Here is a 21,200-nt window from a genome sequence, read left to right on the forward strand (position 1 = left end):
GCTTCGGGGCTTGGTTATGACAGATGAAGCCCCATCGGTGATCCTGATGGACGCCGTGGTCCAGTCAACGGCGAGGGCGGATCCACCCGTTCCCGCTGGCGGCCTTGGCCAGGTGCATTCCGCTATTCAACGTGAGAGCAACGTGCGGGCGTGGGATTCGACGTGGATAGACACCCCGCGCGGGACCACCCAGCCGATGATCGGTGGATGCACCACCGCGCCCAGGCGCACGTGCGCCGTAACTCCGTCGGGTTCCACGCCGGCGCTGACGATTCGCAGGTTCGAGAACCCTGCCCGGGCGTCAATGTCCGCAAGGTATTTTTCCGCTGCGTTTCGGACCTCGGACGGCTGCAACCGAAGCGAAGCGATCTCTCCGCCGCCTGCCGAGAGCTCAAAGTTGTCGGCGGCCGCGGCGACAGCCCCGTCTGCCACCGAAAGGAGCTTGTGTGCCTGCACGTTAACAGCCGTGGCCGCAAGCACCACGCTAATGGCCAGCAGCGAGATTGCGACCATGCCGATGATCAATATCATCGACTGCCCGCTTTCCGCTCTGGACGGGGAAGGTGACCGGGTGGCGGGCATTGTTGCGGTGTCAATGACGCGTCCAGCGGCCCCGCTGCTGCTACCCATATCGATCGACCCGCTGGGTGGCCTTGGATCCCACGTTGCCCGTGCGCCAGTTCCAGCCATCGGGAAGCATCGGCAGGACGGTCTCGACCGACACATTGATTGTCACGGTGCTTCCGGGTGAGAGACATGTCCCCTGGCAGCTGTAACTGAAATTGGTGCGTCCAGGCCCGATCTCCATGTTGGCGGCTGCCCGCTGAACGGCATCCGCCGCCCGGGCACGTCCCTGGCCCTCGCTTTGCGCCGTGACGAAGACCTTGGCGGCGTGGTCAGCCGCGCCGACCGCCGCGTAGCTTGCCGCCTGGACCTGTGCGGCGCCCACCACGAGGTACACCAGCGGCACCAGAAGCAATACCACCAGGAAGATGAATTCGATGATGGAGGAACCACTCTGAGGCCCGGGTGCCTCGCGATGGTCCTGCGGCGGGCTAGCCATATCGCACCGACTCTCCGTGCACCACGAACTCACCTGCGAACGGGATCATGCCGATGAGTGGAATTCCCGCCCGGACGGTGATCCGCACGCCGGGAGTTCCCCCGATGCTGATGGCGTTGGCCTGCACATTGGAAGCAAAGCGATCGCTCAGTGCTCCGCGGATGATGTCCTGCGTGCGACCCACACCGTCACCGGGACCACGGTCTGCCAACGTGCCATACCGGGCACCGGCCGCTGCGGCATCCATCAAGGTATTCCTGACGTGAAGCGCAAGAGTGAGCTGCAGGATGGCCAGAAACACGGCGATGAGCAGCGCGGAGACCATCACAAATTCGGCAACGGCCGATCCGCGCTGGTCGCCCCGCACTTCTTTCATTGAGGGCACGGCGAACCCTGGCATGCCCGTCCCTTTAGCCCAGGCCCGAAACCCGGTTGATTGCCTGGTTGAACAGCTCTTCCAGCCGGGGACCGGCGATAGCCAGCAGCGCTGCAACCAACAACGCGCTCATCAAGGTGATCATCACCCATCCGGGCACGTCGCCACGTTCATTGCGCTTTACGCGTTCGGCCAACTCCGTGGCGCGGGTACCTGCCCACATGCCCATGCCGAACATCAACAATCCAAACTGCCGTGCGATCCTCATGTCATTTCTCCTTGCCGGTTTGTTGCCGCGCCGTCCGCCGGCGCGAGTGCCTGGTGCTGCTAGCCATGAATTTGGTGCCGCTCCGTACCTGCCGAGTTCCCGCGACAGTCGGACACGTCGGGATCCCGTCCGGGTTCCGCTGCTTGCCCTGCTTCTGCACCTTTCGTTAGTAGTTCATGTCGATCAGCGAAAGTCCCGGATACACCGCGAAAACGATGGTCAGGGGCAGTATGCCGAAAACTATGGGTACCATCATGCCGATTTCCTTCTTGCCCGCGGTCTCCATCAGCTCCCGCTTGGCAGCGTCACGCACGTCTTGGGCCTGCGCCCGCATGACCGCGGCGATTGGCGTCCCGCGCTCACTGGCCACGATGATCGCGTCGACGAAACGCGTCATTGCCGTGAGCTGAATGCGGTCGGACATGTCGGACAGGGCGCCGGCCAGTGTCGCGCCGGCGCGGACATGGGCAAGGGTGAGGGAAAATTCCTCGCTGAGTGCACCTCTGGATGTGCGCGCCACCCGTTCAATCGAGCCCACAGTACTTTCCCCCGCGGCCACGGCCAGCGCCATGAGCTCGGCGATCGTGGGGAATTGGTTCAGGATTCGCTTGCTGCGGCGGGTGGTCTGCTCCCCGAGGTACCAGTCGCGCAGCAGGTAGCCGCCCACCGCACAAAAGACGAGGACCACCAGTGCCAGCATCGGGTTGAAGCGACCGGCCACAATGTTCAGGCCGATCAGGGCGGCGCCGAGCAACGTCAACCCGGCCGACCACAGAAGCTGTTGGGCGCGAAAATCCAACACGCCGATCCGCAGCCCTGCACGCGCCAGTCGCCGTGCCAGGGCCTCGTTGCTCGGATTCAGCCGCTGCGACATTCGTGCCACATCGGCCAGGACCGGACCCACGATGCGCCCGAGCGGTCCAAAGGGGGTTTGCGCGGCGAGCGGTTCGACGAGGATTCGTGAACCGCTCCTGCCGGCGCGAAGGTGGGGAGCCAGACGCTGGGAGAAAGTCACAGGGCGCATCGCCGGGATCCGGACCAGCACGAGCCATAGTCCGCTGCCCAGACACAGACCCAACACCAATGCCAGGATCGTTGTGGTGCTCATCGAAACACCCGTTCTTCCTCGGGCAGGCGTCCGATGCGCATCATCGCCCGGTAACAAAGGAAGGACACCGCCAGGCCGCCGGCGAGCACCAGCATCCCGGTGACCGTGGAATACGCGTAGACCGCCGCCGGCTGCCCGGCCAACAGCAACAGGATGACCCACGGGGCGGCGATGGCAAGCCGGGCCGCCGACACCGTCCAGGACTGCCGGGCCTCGAGCTCACCGCGAGTCCGGGCAGCATCGCGCAGGAAGGAGCTGAGTGTGCCGAGCATCTCTCCCAAGTCGGTGCCTCCGACTTCGCGGGTGATGCGAAGGGCCTCTACAATCTTGTCGGCGACCGGATCGGCCAAGCGTGCAGCCAGACGTTCGAGCGAATCGTTGAAGCGTGCCGTCGCCCGGTAGTCCAGGCCGAATTCCGTGAATGCCGGACGCAGCGCCTCGGGCCCCTGTTGCCCCAGCTGGGTGAGCGCCTCGGGCAACGACATCCCGGCTCTGATTGCCGATCGCAGGTGGTCGACAACGTCAGGCCATTGTTCCCGGAGATTCGCGGCGCGCTTGGTGGCCTGGTGCGCCACGAGCACCCACGGGGCACCCGCGCCGAACCCGGCGAAGGTCAGGGCGATCAGCGGCGCTCCGGTCAGGATGAGAACTACCAGTCCGACGATGACCCCGGCGGTGATCGAAGCGGAGATGAATCCGCCCCGGGTCACCTTGTCCAGCCCGGCATGCAGCAGCAAGGTTTCGATATGTCCATTACCGGCTCGCGATCCCGTTCCCGCCACAGAGGTGAAAGAGCGATAAACCAGCAGCAACCCGAAGCCGAGGGTGAGTCCTAGGAACACACTCACGCCACCAGCCTCCCCAGTTCCGCGACGTCGATGCCGGCGTCAAGCAATTTCGGGTGTGCAAGGTCCGCTGCGGGTTGCAGTTCCAGCACCCCTTCAACGTGCTCGAACAGCGTCGTTGTTTCGATCGCACCATTTTCCACGCGCCGGCCCAGCGCCATGATCTCCCCCACGAAGCGCTTTCCCGCCGCGTCGCGCCGGCAATGCACCACCAGGTCGATGCAGGCCGCCACCGTCGGGATGACGAAGTTCGGCGAGATGTTCTCTCCTGCCAGCAACGGCAAGGTGCAGATCTTGGTCAACGCGTCATGCGCGGAATTCGCGTGGATTGTTGAAAGCCCTGGCAACCCGGAGTTGAGAGCGATCAGCATGTCAAGTGCCTCGGCCTCACGGACCTCGCCAATGACCAACCGGTCAGGACGCATGCGCAATGCTTCCTTGACCAGCCGCCGCATGTTGATTTCGCCGTTGCCCTCGAGGTTCTGTTGCCGGGTCTGCAGTCCCACCACGTCGCGCAGGTTGATCTTGAGTTCGAAAATCTCTTCAATCGTCACCACGCGCTCTCGGCTGCCTATCGAGGAGGCAAGGCAGTTGAGCATCGTCGTCTTCCCGGCCTGCGTGGCCCCTGAAACCAGCACGTTCAACCCGGCTCCGACGGCGATATCCAAGTAGTACGCCGCTTGCCGGGACATCGAGCCGAGCTCCACCAGGTGGTCAAGCCGGCTGGCCCTGGCGATGAACTTGCGAATGTTCACGGCCCAGTGTCTTCTGGTGATATCCGGGATGACCACGTGGAGTCGTGAGCCGTCTGGCAACTGACAGTCAACGAAGGGCTGGGAAAGATCCAGGCGGCGCCCGGAGGACTTGAGCATGCGCTCGACCAGTGCCGGAATCTCGGCCTCGAGCAATCTGATCGAAGTCAGCTCCGAGGTGCCTCCGCGAGCGGCAAAAACCTCGTGCGGACCGTTGATCCAGATTTCCTCGACGTCCGGGTCATCGAGCAGGGGCTGGAGGGCACCGAGACCGGCAACAGCGTCCATGACCCGTCGGCGGGCGATGCCCAATTCCCCCAGCGCCGGCAGCACGCCGAGCAGGGAACGTTCGTCGTAGTCGCGGACCACTTCGTCAACCAGACGCCGGACCTCGCCCACCTGGGTGGATGGGTCGAGCCCATGCCTGCGGATGAGCTCGCGTACCTCATCCTCGACTATCGCCAGTCCGTCAGCCATCGTGCTTCCCTACCGTGACCCGTCCCGGACACTGCCGGGAGCGGCGCCGTTCGCCGAAGCGCGTGGGGAGGCGGTTCTTGGCGGTGGCCATGCTCGGCATCCCTTTGTGCTGGTGAGCGACGGTATCCAGTTAGTTGCTAGACGCAATATGGCGACCCTATCCCGCGCGCCGTGCCAGCTTCAAGGCTCCTGCCAAATCTGTGGACAAATGACTATGTATCGGTCCCCCGTCCACAGACGGGCAAGGTCGCGGTGGTTGCCAGTCTCCGGATTCCCTAGATTGGGAGGGCGCGCCGCCCGGCGCCGAGAACGTTGCCGACTACGGCTTCCGGCAAAGTCCGTCAAAGGCACAAGGGCCTAAACCAGCAAAAGGCGGTGCACGTGGCAGGGAAACTCCACATCCGGCTCAATTCCCCCGCATTGGGCCAGCCGGTGCTGCTCGAACTGGCGGCAGCAGAACCCGTCAGCGGCCTTCGGCTGGCCGGTGTCCTGGCCCCACGCTGGCCCGGCATTATCTGGCATTGGGCGGGAAAAGCACTCACAGACGTCCCGCGGCTGCCGATGTCGGGAAGGATCCTGCTCTCCGACTCGCCGGTGGGGCCCGAACCCCACCAGCACCCTCGCTCGGACGGGCATGATCCCGCCGTGCTGGTGGTGATGCGGGGTCCCGATCCCGGCGGAGCCCTGCCTCTTCGTCGCGGGGTCTATGCACTGGGACGCGGCGAAGTCGACCTGCCCATCGGCGATCTGGGGCTCTCGCGCCGTCACGCGCTGTTACGGGTGACCGACACTTCCATCGTGCTCAGTGACGAAGCATCGTCCAACGGCGTGTGGTTCGCCCAAACGCCGATCCTTGAGCGGCGACTGCTCATCGGTGATTCATTCAGCGCCGGAGGGAGCGACTTCGCGGTGCTCCCGGCTCGTGGGCTCTCACCGGGTCCGGTGCAATGGCCGTTGGAACCAGTCCCCCTCGCCGCGGACGAGCCAGGCAGCAGGCTGGCGATGTTGCTCATCGGGGCCCTCGCGCCGCTTGGTCTCGGGTTGGGGTTGTTCCTGATGACACGCAGTGTGTTCTTCCTGGCCTTCTCCGCCATTTCTCTGCTCACCGGAGGGTTGCCCGCGTTGCTGCTGCTTCGGGCCAAGGCACGCTTCCGTCGGGCCTGGGCCCAGGCAACGGTGGCGGATGCGAAACGGCGCGAGGACTTGGCTCCTCCCCTGGGTGCGGTGGCGGCAGGACTTGCCGACGGCGGCGGCATCGTGGACGGGGCCGGTTTCCCGGCGCTGGTCATCGGGCACGGCCGCCTGGCCGCATGGTTGTGCAGCGGATCCGGCGCCGATCCGCCCGCCCCGCGGCTTGCACGCGGAAAATCTCCAACGACAACGGGACCGTACAACCGACGGCGCCGGCGCCGGCGCACCAACGCGTTCGCCAACTTCCGGGCCACGAGAGCCGACGCCGGAAACGCGGATCCGTCCAACCTCGGCATATTGCAGGATTCCCCCGTCCCGCTGCTTCTGCACGCCGGGGCGATGGTGTGGTTCCCGGGGCTGGAATCAGGTTGGGGCCCGGTGCTGCGCGGCGTGTTGGTGCGGTGGCTTCCGCTGTTGGCCGCGGGCACCCTGGAGGTGGTGGTGCTGGGCCCGGCTGGTTTTCTGCCCGCCGAATTCGCAATGCTGCCCGGTGTCCGGGTGCTCCCCGCGGATGCAAAGCTGCCCTCGACCCACACCCCCAGGATCGTGCTGTGCACCGGAATCCGGAGTACACAGCACGCCCAACCGATTCCCCCGGCAACCACCGATGCCGGTCCGACAGTGTGGTTCCACTGCGGCGGTTCGGCACCGGTGGCCGGAGCCGAGGCGCACATCGACTGCCGGTCCGGTCGGTTGGTCCTGCAGTGTTCGGGCCGGGAACACAATCCATGGCTGTGGCCCGCACCGCCGGCGCGTGGGATAACAGGGGGTCGCGCGCCCGGATCACCGGGACAGGCTTCACCTCGTGGCTCCGGACCGGCGGATAACCCCGGACCGGGACCGGTTCAAGACGGCGATCTCCCGGACAGCTCCCTGCCCGTGGAGTTGGAGGGGATCGGGTTCGACACCCTCGCGCGTGCCATCCGGCGGCTGGTGCCGCTGGATGCGGCTGGGTTGGATCCGGTCAACGAAGCCGCCTCTGCGACCCCGACGGGCGTCACCCACCGCACGGGAGCCCTCATCGGGGACACCGCCGAAGGGCCACTGCACCTGGACCTCGACGCCGACGGGCCACACCTATTGGTCGCCGGAACCACCGGTTCGGGAAAATCCGAGTTGCTTCGCTCCTTGGTGCTGGGCCTGGCCACGGGAACCGGACCAGACGCTTTGGCATTCATGCTCGTCGATTTCAAGGGAGGTGCCACCCTGGCCCCGCTGTCCGGGCTGCCGCACGTCCAGGACTTCGTATCCGACCTGGATGCTGCCGCCGGGGAACGGATCCTTGAACTGCTGGGGCACGAACTTCGCCGGCGCGAGGCATTCCTGGCGCAGCATGCGGCCACCGACCACCGGGACTACCTGCGATTGCGCACCGCCACCGACCCGCCGTTGCCCAAGCTCGTGGTGCTCATCGACGAATTTCGCGTTTTCGCCACCGAGCTGCCCGAGGCACTGGAACGGGTGGTCCACATCGCCACTGTCGGCCGCTCGCTGGGGATCCACCTGGTGCTCAGCACCCAACGGCCGGCCGGGACCATCAGTGCACCATTGCGCGCCAATATCGGCTCGGTCATCGCGTTGCGCACCATCGGCGAATCCGAATCCAATGACCTGATCGGCTCCGCCGCGGCGGCGCGGCTGGATGCGTCGACCCCCGGTTTGGCATATTTCCGGCGCGGGGGTGGCTCCCCTGTGAAGTTCCGGGCTCGCGTCAACGCCCGTCCGAGCGTCCCGGCGCGGTTGCGGGGATTCGGCCCCTGCCTGGACGAAGTGCACTTCGATGAGGAGGTGCCCGCCGCCCGACCCGGCGCCGCATCCAAGGCAGCGGTGGACGAAGCCTCCGGGCAGACCGTGCCCGGTTCCGAGTTGACCGCGCAGGTGGAATCCATCCGTGAGAGGCACCGCGACGTCGAGCCCGCCCCGAACCCGTTTTCCGCAGCGCTCCCCCGGCACCTGCCCGCGATCCCCCGCTCGGTGCTCCGGCAGGTATCGGGGCACCAGGGGGTGGTCGGGATGCTGGATCGTCCCCACTTGCCGCAGGCAGGTCCCCTGGTCTTCACCCCTCAGTCCACGTCCCGGCTCATGGTCTGCGGCCTGCCGGGCTCCGGCATCGAGCGGGTGCCGGAATTGCTGGTCCATGCCGTGAACCGGGGGTCCTTTGGAATGCCGTCCTTCGTACTCGACGGCAACGGCACCTTGGGCGCGCTGCGCGACCATCCGGCGGTGTCGGGCTATCTCGGCCCCGGCGACGCTTGGCGCATCAACGAGCTGCTGCTGCAACTCGGGGACCCAGGGTGCGGCCAACCGTTGCTGCTGGTCGTTTGCGGACTCGGCGGCTGGGCCCAGGCGCTGGAGGGCAGTACGTTCCTGACCCTTGAGGCGATGCTGGCAGGCTTTGCACGCACCGCACCCGAACTGGGACGTGCACTGGTCGTGTGCGGGGACCGGGACCTGACAAGTTCGCGGGCCGCATCGCTCTGCGAGAGCCGCTGGTATTTGCCGCGCGGTGCCGGCCCCGAGGTACTCATGGGATGGCCGCAACTGCGCAAGGTTGCCTCGCACGTGGGCCGTGGCGTGTTGCTGGACCCCGAGGGGCCACCGCGTGGGACGGAATTCCAGCTGCTCGACGGGGCCGCCTCCATGCCGATGCCCGTGGGCCAAGCGCCAGAAACATGGCTCCGTTCACTTCCACTGCCCGAGGTCTTGTCATCGTCGGATCTGGAAACCGCCGCCTGGGGACAGACCCAGGGAAGTCGTGGTGCTGCTGAGTCCCCGTCGTCGTTGTCCGTGGGGGTCTGCGGTCCGGACAACCGGCCATTCATCTGGTCCCCGGGCCCCTGCGGGCTGGTCATTGGGCACGAAGGGGCAGGCAAGCGGACGCTGCTGGAACACCTCGCCGGATTGGCCGGTTCGGGTCAACGGCACACCGTGCACTTTGGCCCGGACGACGAGTTGCCCGCCCATGCCGAAGAGTTCCTCAACTTGCACCCACTAGCCGAACGCGTGCTGGTGGACCGTGCCGACCTGCGCATGGCCCAGGCCTCCCGGGCCGCCGAGGTGTTACTTGCAGCCCGCGTCCAAGTGATCCTTAGCGCCGAGCCCTCGGCTCGCTTGCTCTTCGAACTGGGACTTTCATCGGTGGTGCGGGACCAACGCTCATTTTTGGTGCTTGACCCGCAATTCGGTGGTGACGCCGACCCCAGCGGATTCCGGCTTCAAGCCGCGGCCACGAGCTTGCCGGGACGTGCCTTCGCCATGGATCGCGGAACGATTCGGCAGATCCAGTGCGTGAACCGCGCAGCGTGATCCATGCGAGCGGGACCGGTCCCGGAAAGTGTCGACGGTCAGCTTTCGGGCTCGGCGTCGGATGAGGGACGATCGCCCAGGAACGCGGTGGTGCGCGGGTCGAAGATGAGGACGATGATCAGGGCGGCGGGAACCAGCCACAGCCAAGCCATGAGCGTATCTCCGGTTTGGAAGTAGGGAATCGCCAGGATGATCTGGAAGACCTGCCACATCAGGACCGCCGCACGCGTCCAGGCCCGCGCCCGGAAGAAGTGGTGCGCCACCAGCAACTGCCAGATGCCGGCTCCTGCGATCAAAATGAGCATGAAGATGCGGGCTCCCATGCCCAACGCACCGGCCTGGCCCAGCGCCATGGCGTAGGTGAAAGCATAGAAGAGAACGGCGAGGCCCTCGAGGACCAAAAGCCCGGAAACGAGTAGCACCGAGATCGGGCGACGCTGGATCGCGGGGCGGACGGGCTTTGGCGCTGGCTGGTTCATCACTCCCCAAATCTAGTATGCGCAGCCTCCCCGAGGCCAAAGCCGGAGCCTGCCCGGGTGTGACAAACGACCACACAATGAGGCAAAAAATGCCCTTGTCACGGAGGTGGAAACCTGTTAGTCAGACCCGTAAAACCGGTGCTTGTGACCAAGCACTCAAGGTTGTGGAGGTATTTGCAACACAGGACTCTTGTTTACGTGAACGTAACATGAAAACCTTGTTAGGCAGTCGTTCGGGTAAGGCATTTTTCCCGCCGCGCTGCTTTTGTCCCGGCTTTTTATGCTGGGCAATCCCCTCACTTTTCCTAGACACAAGGAGCATCATCAAGCATGGATTGGCGTAGCCGCGCGGCCTGTCTGGACAAGGACCCGGAACTTTTCTTCCCGGTAGGAAACACCGGACCGGCCCTGCTCCAGATTGAAGAAGCCAAGAGTGTCTGCCGACGGTGTCCCGTAGTGGACACCTGCCTGGCCTGGGCCATCGAATCCGGCCAGGATGCAGGTGTTTGGGGCGGCATGAGCGAAGACGAGCGCCGGGCGCTCAAACGCCGGGCAGCACGGGCTCGTCGAGCCTCCTAGGCTGATCGGTGCATCACAGCACCTTCACGTGAGGGGTCGGTTCCACGGGAACCGGCCCCTCACCTGCATTTCGGCTTCAAGCCGGGCAACACGGGCAGCGCAAGAACCTCGCCGTTCCCGTGTTGCGGACTCCACCCACCCCCTAGCACTGGTTACCATCGATAAGTGACAGAGCCACACACCGACCCCCGCATAGGCACGACGCTTGATGAACGCTATCGGCTCGATGCCCGCATCGCCGACGGCGGAATGTCCACCGTGTACCGCGCCATGGACGTGAGGCTGCACCGCACCGTCGCCGTGAAGATCCTGCACGCGCATCTGGCTTCCGACCCCGTCGTCCTTGAGCGATTCGCCTCGGAGGCGATCATTGCCGCCGGTCTCACCCACGACAACATCGTGGGTATTCGCGACCACCACGTTTCGGGCACCACCGCCTACCTGGTCATGGAATACGTGCGCGGGCTGAATCTGCGCGAGTCGCTCGCTTCCCGAGGGCGCTACACTCCGCGCCAGGCATTGGTGGTGTTGCAGGCCATCTGCACCGGCTTGTCGGTGGCGCACGAGGAAGGCATCGTGCACCGCGATATGAAGCCGGCCAACGTGTTGATTTCGGACGAGGGTCGCATCAAGGTCGCCGACTTCGGGCTGGCGCGCGCCGCCTCGGCCCACACCAATGCCACCAACTTCTTCGGCACCGCCGCGTACATCTCCCCCGAGCTGGCCAAGGGTGAACCGTCAGACGAGCGTAGCGACATCTACGCCGTCGGGATCATCGCCTATGAGCTGCTCACCGGGCGCCAGCCCTTCACCGCGGAAAGCGCCTACGGGCTGGCCTTCAAGCACATCAACGACGATGTCCCGCCGCCCTCGGCGATCGTGCCAGGACTTTCCCCGGAGATCGACGAGTTGGTGGCCTATTGCACCAACAAGGACCCGGAGGACCGGCCGCAGAACGCTTCGTTCCTGCTCAGCGACCTCAAGCAGATCCACGATTCGCTCACTCCGAACCAGCTCGACCTGGGCTCCGAAACCCTTGGCGGGCTCAAGGACCTGATTCCGCCGGCGACTTCCGCCCACACCACCGTCCACGACCGCCTTGCACTGGCCCAGGAATACCGTGACTCCGCAGCCGCCGGCCGGGCTTCCGGCGATGCCGCCACCATGGCATTGTCAGCCGCTTCCGGCGACGAAGCTACTCCCTCTACGGACGACACCACCGTGCTGGCAAGCGGTTCGGACCACACGCAGGTGCTGGCCGGTTCATTCTCCTCCACCCAGCAAGTGGACCAGGGCCACACCCAGGCGCTGCAGGCTCAGCCCCAGCGACCGGTTTCCGCGCGGCAGGCCAAGAGGAACGCCAAGGCTGCCGACATTGCGTGGCGAAAAGACGCGCAGATCCCCACCCGCCAGCTGGATTCCCGGATCCCGACGCGCCGCAAGTGGCTCTTCGGGGTCCTGCTGACGCTCCTGGCAGCAATCGTTGCCGCCGTCGGCCTATTCTTTGGCATGGGCCCCGGGGCCCCCTTCACGATCCCGACACTGACCGGGGTCACCGGCAGCGAGGCGGTGCAACGCCTGTCGGACACCGGCGTCCAGGCCGGCACCCGCGAGGTATTCGACGACAAGCTTGAGCGTGGCCTCGTGGTTGGAAGTGAACCCGCCGCAGGGGAAACGATCCGCCGATTTCAAGGGCTCCAGCTCTTGGTCTCCAAGGGTCCCGAGCTTTTCTCCGTCCCGAACCTGACCGGCCGCACGCAGGCAGCGGCCGAGAAGGACCTGAAGGCCGCAAACCTGGCAGCCGGAAAGGTCTCGAAGAAATACTCCGAGGAAGTCGCCGAGGGCGTGGTGCTCGGCCATGATCCGGAGACAGGGGAAAAGCTGCGCCGCGGCACCAAGGTCGGGCTGACAGTGTCCCGTGGACCGGCCCCGGTGGACGTCCCTGTGCTTGCTGGCATGTCGCCCCAGCAGGCGGATTCCGAACTGAAACAGGCCGGGCTGAAGGGCAAGTCCTCCGGAAAGGAATACAGCACCTCGGTGCCGGAAGGTGCAATCATTTCGCAGCAGCCTTCCGGCGGCCAGGTCGAGCGCGGATCCACCGTCGAATACGTGGTTTCCCGCGGGCCGCGGATGATCGAGGTACCCAACATGCAGGGCAAGCAGCTCGCTGAGGCACGCCGGGAGCTCGAGTCCCTGGGCTTCAAGGTCCAAGTCGAGGAGTTGCTGGGTGGGTTCTTTGGGACTGTTCGTTCGCAAAGTCCCGCCAATGGCAAGGCCCCGGAGGGCTCGACCATCAAGCTGGTCGTGGTCTAGCAGCGGCAGCCCCGGGCTCCCGCTGACGCTGATCGCGCAGCGTCCGGCACTGCCGGAGTTCAGAGCGATCCATCACCCGCGGAAAACAGCAATGGCCGGGTTCCTTTCCCTGTGTATCAGGGTGAAGGAACCCGGCCATTGTCTTGCGGTCGGTGCGTGTTGCGGCTAGCCGCGGACCCCGCGCTTGGCCAGTGCCCCGGAGACCAGGAAGGCCATTTCCAGGGACTGCTTGTGGTTCAGGCGCGGGTCGCAGACCGACTCGTACAGGTCGTCGAACTGTTCCTGGCGGATCGGATCGGCGCCGCCGAGGCACTCGGCCACATCGTCGCCGGTCATTTCCACGTGCAGGCCGCCGGGGTAGGTGCCCAGCGAGTCGTGGACCTCGAAGAAGCCGCGGACCTCGTCCATGACGTCGTCGAACTTGCGGGTCTTGTAGCCGTTTTCACTGGTGACGGTGTTGCCGTGCATCGGGTCGGTGACCCAAAGGACCTGGGCTCCGGAGGCCGTGACCTTCTCGACCAGGTTCGGCAGCTTCTCGCGGATGTTCTTCGCACCCATGCGGGTGATGAAGGTCAGGCGGCCCGGTTCGCGGTTCGGGTCCAGCTTGTCGATGAGCGCCAGGGCGTCTTCGGGCGAGGTGGTCGGGCCGAGCTTGACGCCGATCGGGTTGCGCACGCGGGAGAGGAAGTCGACGTGCGCGCCGTCGAGCTGGCGGGTGCGCTCACCAATCCACAGGAAGTGGCCGGAGGTGTCGTAGGGCAGCTCGGTGCGCGAGTCGGTGCGGGTCAGCGCACGCTCGTAGTCAAGCAGCAGGGCCTCGTGGGAAGCGAAGAACTCGGTGCGCTTCAGTGCCTCGAAGTCGGCGCCGCACGCATCCATGAAGCGCACCGCGCGGTCGATCTCGCCGGCAAGCTGCTCGTAGGCGGTGTGCGCCGGGTTGGCCATGAAGCCCGCGTTCCAGGAGTGCACGGAACGCAGGTCGGCAAAGCCGCCCTGGGTGAAAGCGCGGATCAGGTTCAGCGTGGCCGAGGAGGTGTTGTAGGCCTCCACCATGCGCCGCGGGTCGTGGGCACGGGACTCGGGAGTGAACTCGTAGCCGTTGACGATGTCGCCGCGGAATGCCGGCAGGGTCACCCCGTCGCGGGTCTCGTCGTTGGAGGAACGCGGCTTGGCGAACTGCCCGGCCATGCGCCCCATCTTGATGACCGGCATCGATGCGCCGTAGGTCAGCACGACTGCCATCTGCAGGATGGTCTTCACCCGTGCGGAGATCTTGTCGGCGGTGGCACCGTCGAAGGTCTCGGCGCAGTCGCCGCCCTGGAGCAGGAAGGCCCGTCCCTGTGCGGCCTCGGCCAGGCGCTCGCGCAGCACGTCGACTTCGCCGGCGAAAACCAGCGGCGGACGTGAGCCGAGTTCGGACACGGACTTGGCATATTGCGGGTGCTCGCTCCAGGTCGGCTGCTGGGCGATGGGCAAGGTGCGCCAGATGTCCAGTGCGGGGTCGGCAGCGGGACCGGCCGGGGATCGTCCGGACATTGAGGAAGTCGAAGATAGCTGAGTCACCCTCTAAGGGTAAACCGCTTTCGGGTCCGCGGGGCATTCACTGCGTAACCCTCGGAGTCGACGGGTTCACAGTGCCGGGCCCTGCGGGCGGAGGAAGCTATTTCTTCTTGCCGGCCTCGCGACGTTCGGCATCCAGCTGCGCCTTGACGGTGGCGGCATAGGTGTCGGCGTATTCCTGTCCGGAAAGTCGCATGATCGCGTACATGATCTCGTCGACCACCGAGCGCTGGACAAAGCGGTCCTCGCTCATTCCTGCGTAGCGGGAGAAATCCAGCGGTTCGCCGATGATCATGCCGACGCGCCGGATGTTCGGGACGCGCTTGCCGATGGGCTGGACCTTGTCGGTGCCGATCATGGCGATCGGGATGACAGGGACCCCGGCTTCCAGGGCGAGCTTGGCGACCCCGAGCTTGCCGCGGTACAGGCGCCCGTCGGGGCTGCGGGTGCCCTCGGGGTAGATGCCCAGCAGGCTTCCGTCGACAAGCGCCTGGGCCCCGGCGCCCAGGGAGTTTGCGCTTGCCGCCCCGCCGGAGCGGTCCATCGGCAGCTGGTTGATCATCCGGAAGAACCAGGCGGTCACCCGTCCCTTGGGGCCCTTGCCGGTGAAGTAGTCCATCTTCGCCAGGAAGATCACCGGGCGGCTCACGGCCACGGGCAGGAAGATCGAGTCGGAGACCGAGAGGTGGTTGCTGGCCAGGATCGCGCCGCCGGAGGCAGGAATGTTTTCCAGCCCCTTGACCCACGGGCGGAAGAACACGTTTACGAGCGGCCCCACGATGAACCGCTTCATAAATTGGTAGAACATGCTTGGAACGCCTTCCGGGCCGAGAGTGGTGCGGGACTCCACCGAGAAACCGTGCGCGCGGAGCCCCGGGACATGCCCGGAGACCTGGTGTTGAACACGTGGTTCTCGGTTAGGCTCTAACTGTAGGCAAAACTACGCCATGGGTCACACTTGGCACGACGCGGTGACGTCCGAAGCAGGTGTCCCAGACCCCTCCGACCCTCGCAGGAGCACGCTCCCCATGCCAGAGACGCCAGCGGCCCCCGGCCCCAACGCTCCGTTCCACCACACCGGGACAAACGGCGCGGCCGTCCTGGTGCTCCACGGATTCACGGCCGGCCCGGCGGGACTGCTGCCCTGGGCCGGGGCCTTCGCGGATGCCGGATACACCGTCAGCCTGCCGCTGCTGCCCGGTCACGGCACGCGTTGGCAGGATCTGGCCGCCGTGAAGCACACCGCGATCATCGATGCCGTGCGACAGGAATTTGCGACGCTGGCCGCCATGCACCGGCGCGTGTACGTCGCCGGGCTTTCCATGGGCGGCGCCCTGGCCCTGCACCTGGCATCGACCCATGCGGTGGCAGGACTCGCGCTGGTGAACCCCGGGCTGACCCTGGCCTCCCCGTTGGCGCCCTTCACCGGGGTGCTGCGCCATCTGTCCCCGACCGTCGCGGGGATCGCCAACGACATCGCCAAGCCAGGTGGAGACGAGCACGCCTACGCCCGCACCCCGGTCGCGGGGGTGCATGAGCTGCGCAAGCTCTTCAGGGAGACCATCAGTCGGTTGCCGCAGGTCAAGGCCCCGGTCCTCGTGTTCCGCTCAAACACCGACAACGTGGTGCCCGAATCCAGCCTGGACGTGTTGTGCGCCCGGCTCGATGCCGGTGTCCACCTTGAGGTGAACCGGTTGACTCGCAGCCGCCACGTGGCCACGCTTGACTATGAGGCGGAGTCGATCTTCGCCCGTTCCATCGCGTTCTTCCAGGAAGTTGAAGACAGCAAGCCATGACCAACCCCATGCACGAGCCGGCCGAATCCGGCGATTCCGACGATTCGGTGTGGGAAGACCTGGTCCGCCGGCTGGAGGCGACGCCCGGCGATCCCACGGAACCCGCTTCCGGCGACTCCCCCGCGCCCCCGGCGCCGGGCTCCGTCGCCCCGCGCGGTGTGGACCCGGGGCTCTTCAGCATGCACCCGGCGCTGTCCGGTCCGCGCGACCACGACCTGCCCGACGAGGACGAAGGCTCCTTTGTCCCGGAGGATCCACCGGCCCTGGGATCGGGAAACCCGCTGTTGACCCTGGCCTGGTCCTGCGCCGCGGGCGCCCCGATCGCACTGCTGCTGTTGGCCATCTTCTGGCGACGGGCACCCATGCCGCTGTGGATCGGGCTGGTCGTGGTGGCGGTGGCCGCCGCGGTGTTCCTCTTCGCCCGCTTGCCGCGCCACCGGCAGGACGGCGACGACGGTGCCCGCGTGTAGCCGCGCCGAAATTTGTTGCGAACCGCGGCAAATGCCCGTAAGTTACCTGTCAGTAAACAATGTGTGACCCGAACCACTATGATGGGTGACATGGGGGAAGAGGGGTTGGCGGGCACGCCCAACACCGCCCCGGAACCGAAGGAGCTCCAAATGCAGGAATTAGCCGTCCCTCCGCTGGTGGAGAACCCGCCGCAGACCAACATCACCGACCTGCTCCTGCGCCATGCCCGGTCCGCCGCCGACCCGGCGCTGCTGTCCAAGCCGGGCCCGAACGGGACCTGGATCGACATGCCTGCCTCGGAGTTCGCGGCGGAGGCCTCCGCCCTGGCCAAGGGGTTCATCGCCTCCGGCATCGCCCCGGGGGCACGCATCGGCCTGATGGCCCGCACCCGCTACGAGTGGACGCTCGTCGACTTCGCCATCTGGTTCGCCGGCTGCGTCACGGTTCCGGTCTACGAGACCTCCTCCCCCAGCCAGGTCGCCTGGATCCTGGGCGACTCCCACGCGGTTGCCGCCGTCGTGGAGGCCCCGCGCCATGAGACCGTCGTGCGCCAGGCCGCCCACCAGGAAGGCCTGGAGAAGCTGGAACATGTGTGGCAGATGGACGGCAACGGGCTCGATGCCCTGCGCGAGGCCGGCAAGGACGTTGACGACGCGGTCTTGGAGGAGCGTCGCTCGGCCGCCGGGCTGGACTCGCTGGCCACGATCATCTACACCTCCGGCACCACCGGGCGGCCCAAGGGCTGCGAGCTGACCCACTCGAACTTCGTCGAGCTCAGCGACAACGCCGCCGCCGAGCTTCCCGAGGTCGTCTACCCGGGCGCCGCAACCATCATGTTCCTGCCGCTGGCCCACGTCTTCGCCCGCTACATCTCGGTGCTCGCCGTAGCCGGCGGGGTCAAGGTGGCCCACACCGCCGACGTGAAGAACCTGCTGCCCGACCTGCAGTCCTTCCAGCCCAACTTCATCCTCGCGGTGCCGCGCGTGTTCGAGAAGGTCTACAACTCCTCGATGCTCAAGGCCGAGGACGCCGGCAAGGGCAAGATCTTCCACGCCGGCGCCGACACCGCCATCGCCTTCTCCCGCGCCGAGCAGGAGGGCAAGGTCCCGCTGGGCCTCAAGCTCAAGCACAAGCTCTTCGACGTGCTGCTGTACGGCAAGATCCGCGCCGCGATGGGTGGGAAGGTCGTGCACGCGGTCTCCGGCGGCGCCCCGCTGGGCGAACGACTGGGGCACTTCTTCCACGGCATCGGACTCACGGTGCTTGAGGGTTACGGCCTGACCGAGACCACCGCCCCGATCACGGTGAACACCCCCAAGAACTTGAAGATCGGCACCGTGGGGCGCCCGCTGCCCGGCAACGCCGTGCGGATCGCCCAGGACGGCGAGATCCTGGCCAAGGGCTTCTGCGTGATGCGCGGCTACTACAACCGCCCGGACCTCGAGGCGGAGACCTTCTCCGATGGCTGGTTCCGTACCGGGGACATCGGCGAGCTGGACGCCGACGGCTTCCTGCGCATCACCGGACGCAAGAAGGAAATCATCGTCACCGCCAGCGGCAAGAACGTGATCCCGGCACTGCTGGAGGACCAGATCCGTGCCGACGCCCTGGTCTCCCAGTGCGTCGTGGTCGGCGATGCCCGCCCGTTCATCGCCGCGCTCATCACCCTGGACGCGGATGCGCTTCCGGGCTGGCTGCAGCGCCACCACCTTCCGGCCGAGACGACGGTGGCCCAGGCCGCAGAGCTGCCGCAGGTCCGCGACGCGATTGCCGCGCTGGTGGAGAAGGCCAACGGCGCGGTCTCGCGCGCCGAGGCCATCAAGGAGTTCCGCATCGTGCCCACCGACTTCACCGAGGACTCGGGGCACCTGACCCCGTCGCTGAAGATCAAGCGCGCCCAGGTGCTCAAGGACTACGAGGCGGTGCTCGAGGACATCTACGCGGGCTCCAAGCCGCGCGCCTAACGCCGGATCAGCATCAAGACGCGCGGGGCGGGCACCGAATCGGTGCCCGCCCCGCGCGTCTATTGCCCTTGCCCGGTTGCTCCTACAACGGGTCGGAATCGCCGACCGGAACGCCGAGGCCCAGCAGGGCGTTTTCCACGACCTCGCTCAGCGCCGGGTGGATCCAGAACGGCTCGCGTGCCATGGTGTTGACCGACATTCCACTGACCATCGCCTGAATGAGCGGCTGGATCAGCAGCGAGGCCTCATGGCCCATGATGTGCGCTCCCAGCAAGAATCCGGTGTCCTTGCGGGCCAGCAGCTTCACGATGCCCACTTCGTCCTCCATGGCCCAGCCGTAGGCGGTGGAGCCGTAGGGCTGGATGACCGAGAGCACGGCCTCGTCCCCGTGCTCGGCCCGGGCCTGGGCCTCGGTGGAACCGACGGAGGCGATCTGCGGGTTGCTGAACACCGCCGCTGGCACTGCCCGGCGGTCCATGGGGCGCATGGCGTCGGGGTTCTCCAGGTTGTGGGCCACCACGCGCGCCTCGCGGTTTGCCACGTGCTTGAGCTGCTCGATATTCGCCGCGTCGCCCAGTCCGAAGATGCCCTGCACGGGCTCTCCGGAAGCCAGCACGCGCTGGTATTCGTCAACGACCAGCGAGCCGTCATCCCGCAGGTCGAACCCGAGGTCGGCCACGCCAAGCCGGTCGGTGTTCGGCGTCCGGCCGGTGGCCACCAGCACCACGTCGGCTGCCATCTCCAGCGGCTTCCCGTCACGCTCGAGGCGGACCAGCAGCCCGTCCCCGTGCTTCTCGATGCCCTGCACCGCAGCATTGAGCTCCACGCCCCAGCGCTTGGTGGCGGCCTGGGTGAAGGCAGCTGAAATGTCGGCGTCCTGCTGGCGCATCAGGGCGCCGGAGCGATTCACCTGGATGACCTCGCTGCCCAACGCGGAGAAGACCGCTGCGAATTCGCTGGCAATGTAGCCGCCGCCCAGGATCACCATGCGCCGAGGCAGCTCGTCCAGGCGCATGACGGTGTCTGAGGTGTGCACGCCGGGCAGGTCGATGCCGGGGACCTCGGGCAGGACCGCGCGCGATCCGGTGGCGATGACGATGTTGTCCGCAGTGATGCTCTGACCGGCGGCCGTGTTCAACTCGTTGCGCGAGATGAAGGAAACGTGCTCGGTGTAGAGCGTGACGTTCTCCAGCTCGTGGGCCCGGTAATTCTTGCCGGATTCGGAAATGGAGTCGATGCGTCCGAAGATCCGATCCCGCAGGCCGGCCCAGTCGGCCCCCTCGAACGTCATCGACACGCCCAGGCGCTTGGCCTCGGCGACGGAAGCCGCCAGCTGTGCCGGGTAGACGAACATCTTGGTGGGGATGCAGCCGACGTTCAGGCAGGTGCCGCCGAAGGTGCCGGCATCGATGATCGCCACCTTCTTGCCGTCCCAGTGCTCGGTGATCAACGAGTTGCCGGATCCGGATCCGATGATTGCCAGGTCGTAATGTGTCATGGTGGGTGCCTAGTGCTCCTGAACGATGGTGGAAATTTCGTGGACAAGTTGGTCGATTGCCTGACGTGCTGCCCGGCGCGGAGCCCTTGACACCGTCGCGGGGAGGGACAGCGCCGGGTCAAAGGGCAACAGGATCACCGGCCGGTCAAGGTCCGCCGGGAGCTGCAGCTCCCCACTCTCCTCCGCTCCGATGTTGATCGCGAAGAGCGTGCGCGCCGGCAGGTCCGGCTTGCCGTTGGCTTCAAGCCAGCGCAGCTTCTCCCCCAGCTCCGCGGTCATGCCCGGGTCCGGCGGGCAGACGAGCACCAGCGCATCTGTGTCACCCAGCATTCCGGCAAAAGCGGCGCGGGCCAGGCCGGGGCCTGCAGTCCGGAATCGCCATCCCTTGCCGTCGGTCCGGCGCTCGAGGGCTGCGGCCAGCGTCCCGGCGCCGGCATGCTCGACCAGCGAGAGCACCGTAATGACCTTGTGGTCGCGGGAAATTGGTGCCGGGGCTGCTGTGGGTTCGGGGGCCTCGGATGCTGCGGAAGCGGATGGCTCCGGCGTTCCTTGCTCCGGCACCGTGTCCGCCTGGGTGTCGGCGTGGGTGTCGGCGTGGGTGTCGGCGTGGATGTCGGCGTCGTTCTCCGGAAGATCTCCGGATGCGGGGAAGGTCATGTCAGGATCGGCAGGTTCGTCGGTCTGCGCTGTCGGGAGCGCCGGGGCTTCGAGCGCCGGGGCTTCGGTCGCCGGTGCCTCGATCGCCGGGGCTTCCTGTGCGGATCCATCCCCCGTTTTGGCCGCGGGCCGGGCTTCTGCGTGAGTGGCTGCGGGTTCACCGGCAGGTGACGGCGACTGGCTCCCGGTGGTATCCGGGGGTGTCGGTCCGGGGGTGTCGACAGGGGCGGGTTTGGCCGGCGCAACGTCGCCGGCGGATCCGGATTCCGTTCGCGCCGACCGTGACAGCCGCGCGAATATCCGTGAAATAAAGCCTGCACGTTTGATGGCCATGGATCCCACTCCTTCCAACGGCGTTCCGGGTTTGGTTCGCCGCCTGTTCGTTGCCGCTGGTGCATCCACTGGCAATTGGCACCCTAACACGCAAGTGAGGATGGACCCGTCCCAGGCCCTCGGAATCGGGGCGGGCGGGTCCATCCTCGCGCGCGTTGCATGCT

General features: G+C 66.3%; 18 protein-coding genes. 6 read left to right on the forward strand and 12 right to left on the reverse strand.

Going from position 1 to position 21,200, the window contains the following annotated elements; translation table 11 throughout:
• Positions 1-126: 126 nt before the first annotated feature.
• The 7 genes from Q2T94_RS00470 to Q2T94_RS00500 form a co-directional block, all read right to left on the reverse strand.
• Complete coding sequence (locus tag Q2T94_RS00470) at positions 127-531, reverse strand: hypothetical protein (protein ID WP_264270742.1); 405 nt, start codon at positions 529-531, stop codon at positions 127-129.
• Between the two features lie 91 nt (positions 532-622).
• Positions 623-1,063 (reverse strand): hypothetical protein, encoded by a 441-nt coding sequence (locus Q2T94_RS00475; protein ID WP_264270743.1) that lies wholly within the window; start codon positions 1,061-1,063, stop codon positions 623-625.
• Positions 1,056-1,463: a TadE family protein gene (locus Q2T94_RS00480; protein ID WP_302262480.1), complete on the reverse strand. Its 408-nt coding sequence runs from the start codon at positions 1,461-1,463 to the stop codon at positions 1,056-1,058. The genes Q2T94_RS00475 and Q2T94_RS00480 overlap by 8 nt, the downstream gene beginning before the upstream one ends.
• 10 nt (positions 1,464-1,473) lie before the next feature.
• On the reverse strand, positions 1,474-1,668 hold the full coding sequence (locus Q2T94_RS00485; RefSeq protein WP_264270793.1) for a hypothetical protein: 195 nt from the start codon (positions 1,666-1,668) through the stop codon (positions 1,474-1,476).
• Between the two features lie 205 nt (positions 1,669-1,873).
• Complete coding sequence (locus Q2T94_RS00490) at positions 1,874-2,815, reverse strand: type II secretion system F family protein (protein ID WP_264270745.1); 942 nt, start codon at positions 2,813-2,815, stop codon at positions 1,874-1,876.
• Complete coding sequence (locus tag Q2T94_RS00495; protein WP_264270746.1) at positions 2,812-3,663, reverse strand: type II secretion system F family protein; 852 nt, start codon at positions 3,661-3,663, stop codon at positions 2,812-2,814. Before Q2T94_RS00495 ends, Q2T94_RS00490 begins: the two co-directional genes overlap by 4 nt.
• Positions 3,660-4,889, reverse strand: a complete 1,230-nt coding sequence (locus tag Q2T94_RS00500) for a TadA family conjugal transfer-associated ATPase (protein WP_264270747.1) — start codon at positions 4,887-4,889, stop codon at positions 3,660-3,662. Before Q2T94_RS00500 ends, Q2T94_RS00495 begins: the two co-directional genes overlap by 4 nt.
• A gap of 381 nt (positions 4,890-5,270) precedes the next feature.
• Here Q2T94_RS00500 and Q2T94_RS00505 point away from each other — a divergent pair, with 381 nt between their 5' ends.
• Positions 5,271-9,386 (forward strand): FtsK/SpoIIIE domain-containing protein, encoded by a 4,116-nt coding sequence (locus tag Q2T94_RS00505; RefSeq protein WP_302262481.1) that lies wholly within the window; start codon positions 5,271-5,273, stop codon positions 9,384-9,386.
• A gap of 38 nt (positions 9,387-9,424) precedes the next feature.
• Here the strand turns inward: Q2T94_RS00505 and Q2T94_RS00510 are convergent, their stop codons facing one another.
• Positions 9,425-9,868, reverse strand: a complete 444-nt coding sequence (locus Q2T94_RS00510; protein WP_302262482.1) for a hypothetical protein — start codon at positions 9,866-9,868, stop codon at positions 9,425-9,427.
• A gap of 327 nt (positions 9,869-10,195) precedes the next feature.
• Between Q2T94_RS00510 and Q2T94_RS00515 the strand changes: the two genes are divergently transcribed.
• Both Q2T94_RS00515 and Q2T94_RS00520 read left to right on the forward strand, forming a co-directional pair.
• Positions 10,196-10,444, forward strand: a complete 249-nt coding sequence (locus tag Q2T94_RS00515; protein WP_007271814.1) for a WhiB family transcriptional regulator — start codon at positions 10,196-10,198, stop codon at positions 10,442-10,444.
• Positions 10,445-10,609: 165 nt separating this feature from the next.
• Complete coding sequence (locus tag Q2T94_RS00520; RefSeq protein WP_302262483.1) at positions 10,610-12,757, forward strand: Stk1 family PASTA domain-containing Ser/Thr kinase; 2,148 nt, start codon at positions 10,610-10,612, stop codon at positions 12,755-12,757.
• Positions 12,758-12,922: 165 nt separating this feature from the next.
• Here the strand turns inward: Q2T94_RS00520 and Q2T94_RS00525 are convergent, their stop codons facing one another.
• Entirely contained in the window at positions 12,923-14,293 is a 1,371-nt protein-coding gene (locus Q2T94_RS00525; RefSeq protein WP_302262484.1) for a class II 3-deoxy-7-phosphoheptulonate synthase, read from the reverse strand.
• Between the two features lie 124 nt (positions 14,294-14,417).
• On the reverse strand, positions 14,418-15,125 hold the full coding sequence (locus Q2T94_RS00530; RefSeq protein WP_264270752.1) for a lysophospholipid acyltransferase family protein: 708 nt from the start codon (positions 15,123-15,125) through the stop codon (positions 14,418-14,420).
• A 220-nt stretch (positions 15,126-15,345) separates the two neighbouring features.
• Here Q2T94_RS00530 and Q2T94_RS00535 point away from each other — a divergent pair, with 220 nt between their 5' ends.
• The 3 genes from Q2T94_RS00535 (at position 15,346) to Q2T94_RS00545 (ending at position 18,548) form a co-directional block, all read left to right on the forward strand.
• Complete coding sequence (locus Q2T94_RS00535) at positions 15,346-16,113, forward strand: alpha/beta hydrolase (protein WP_302262485.1); 768 nt, start codon at positions 15,346-15,348, stop codon at positions 16,111-16,113.
• Entirely contained in the window at positions 16,110-16,583 is a 474-nt protein-coding gene (locus tag Q2T94_RS00540) for a hypothetical protein (protein ID WP_302262486.1), read from the forward strand. Before Q2T94_RS00535 ends, Q2T94_RS00540 begins: the two co-directional genes overlap by 4 nt.
• Positions 16,584-16,733: 150 nt before the next feature.
• A complete protein-coding gene (locus tag Q2T94_RS00545) occupies positions 16,734-18,548 on the forward strand; it encodes an AMP-dependent synthetase/ligase (RefSeq protein WP_302262487.1) in 1,815 nt (604 codons plus the stop codon).
• Between the two features lie 82 nt (positions 18,549-18,630).
• Here the strand turns inward: Q2T94_RS00545 and Q2T94_RS00550 are convergent, their stop codons facing one another.
• Both Q2T94_RS00550 and Q2T94_RS00555 read right to left on the reverse strand, forming a co-directional pair.
• On the reverse strand, positions 18,631-20,046 hold the full coding sequence (locus Q2T94_RS00550) for a mycothione reductase (protein WP_302262488.1): 1,416 nt from the start codon (positions 20,044-20,046) through the stop codon (positions 18,631-18,633).
• 9 nt (positions 20,047-20,055) lie between these two features.
• A complete protein-coding gene (locus tag Q2T94_RS00555; RefSeq protein ID WP_302262489.1) occupies positions 20,056-21,036 on the reverse strand; it encodes a hypothetical protein in 981 nt (326 codons plus the stop codon).
• Positions 21,037-21,200 lie beyond the last annotated feature (164 nt).

This window comes from Paeniglutamicibacter sulfureus (genome assembly GCF_030512175.1).
Classification (GTDB): domain Bacteria; phylum Actinomycetota; class Actinomycetes; order Actinomycetales; family Micrococcaceae; genus Paeniglutamicibacter; species Paeniglutamicibacter sulfureus.

Excerpts from the sequence above, each read along its gene's own strand:
- Q2T94_RS00485 (WP_264270793.1), bottom strand. The coding sequence starts at position 1,668 with ATGGGCATGTGGGCAGGTACCCGCGCCACGGAGTTGGCCGAACGCGTA.
- Q2T94_RS00540 (WP_302262486.1), top strand. The coding sequence starts at position 16,110 with ATGACCAACCCCATGCACGAGCCGGCCGAATCCGGCGATTCCGACGAT.
- Q2T94_RS00550 (WP_302262488.1), bottom strand. The coding sequence starts at position 20,046 with ATGACACATTACGACCTGGCAATCATCGGATCCGGATCCGGCAACTCG.
- Q2T94_RS00475 (WP_264270743.1), bottom strand. The coding sequence starts at position 1,063 with ATGGCTAGCCCGCCGCAGGACCATCGCGAGGCACCCGGGCCTCAGAGT.
- Q2T94_RS00525 (WP_302262484.1), bottom strand. The coding sequence starts at position 14,293 with ATGTCCGGACGATCCCCGGCCGGTCCCGCTGCCGACCCCGCACTGGAC.
- Q2T94_RS00535 (WP_302262485.1), top strand. The coding sequence starts at position 15,346 with ATGCCAGAGACGCCAGCGGCCCCCGGCCCCAACGCTCCGTTCCACCAC.
- Q2T94_RS00530 (WP_264270752.1), bottom strand. The coding sequence starts at position 15,125 with ATGTTCTACCAATTTATGAAGCGGTTCATCGTGGGGCCGCTCGTAAAC.
- Q2T94_RS00490 (WP_264270745.1), bottom strand. The coding sequence starts at position 2,815 with ATGAGCACCACAACGATCCTGGCATTGGTGTTGGGTCTGTGTCTGGGC.
- Q2T94_RS00545 (WP_302262487.1), top strand. The coding sequence starts at position 16,734 with ATGCAGGAATTAGCCGTCCCTCCGCTGGTGGAGAACCCGCCGCAGACC.
- Q2T94_RS00470 (WP_264270742.1), bottom strand. The coding sequence starts at position 531 with ATGATATTGATCATCGGCATGGTCGCAATCTCGCTGCTGGCCATTAGC.
- Q2T94_RS00500 (WP_264270747.1), bottom strand. The coding sequence starts at position 4,889 with ATGGCTGACGGACTGGCGATAGTCGAGGATGAGGTACGCGAGCTCATC.
- Q2T94_RS00515 (WP_007271814.1), top strand. The coding sequence starts at position 10,196 with ATGGATTGGCGTAGCCGCGCGGCCTGTCTGGACAAGGACCCGGAACTT.
- Q2T94_RS00555 (WP_302262489.1), bottom strand. The coding sequence starts at position 21,036 with ATGGCCATCAAACGTGCAGGCTTTATTTCACGGATATTCGCGCGGCTG.
- Q2T94_RS00480 (WP_302262480.1), bottom strand. The coding sequence starts at position 1,463 with ATGCCAGGGTTCGCCGTGCCCTCAATGAAAGAAGTGCGGGGCGACCAG.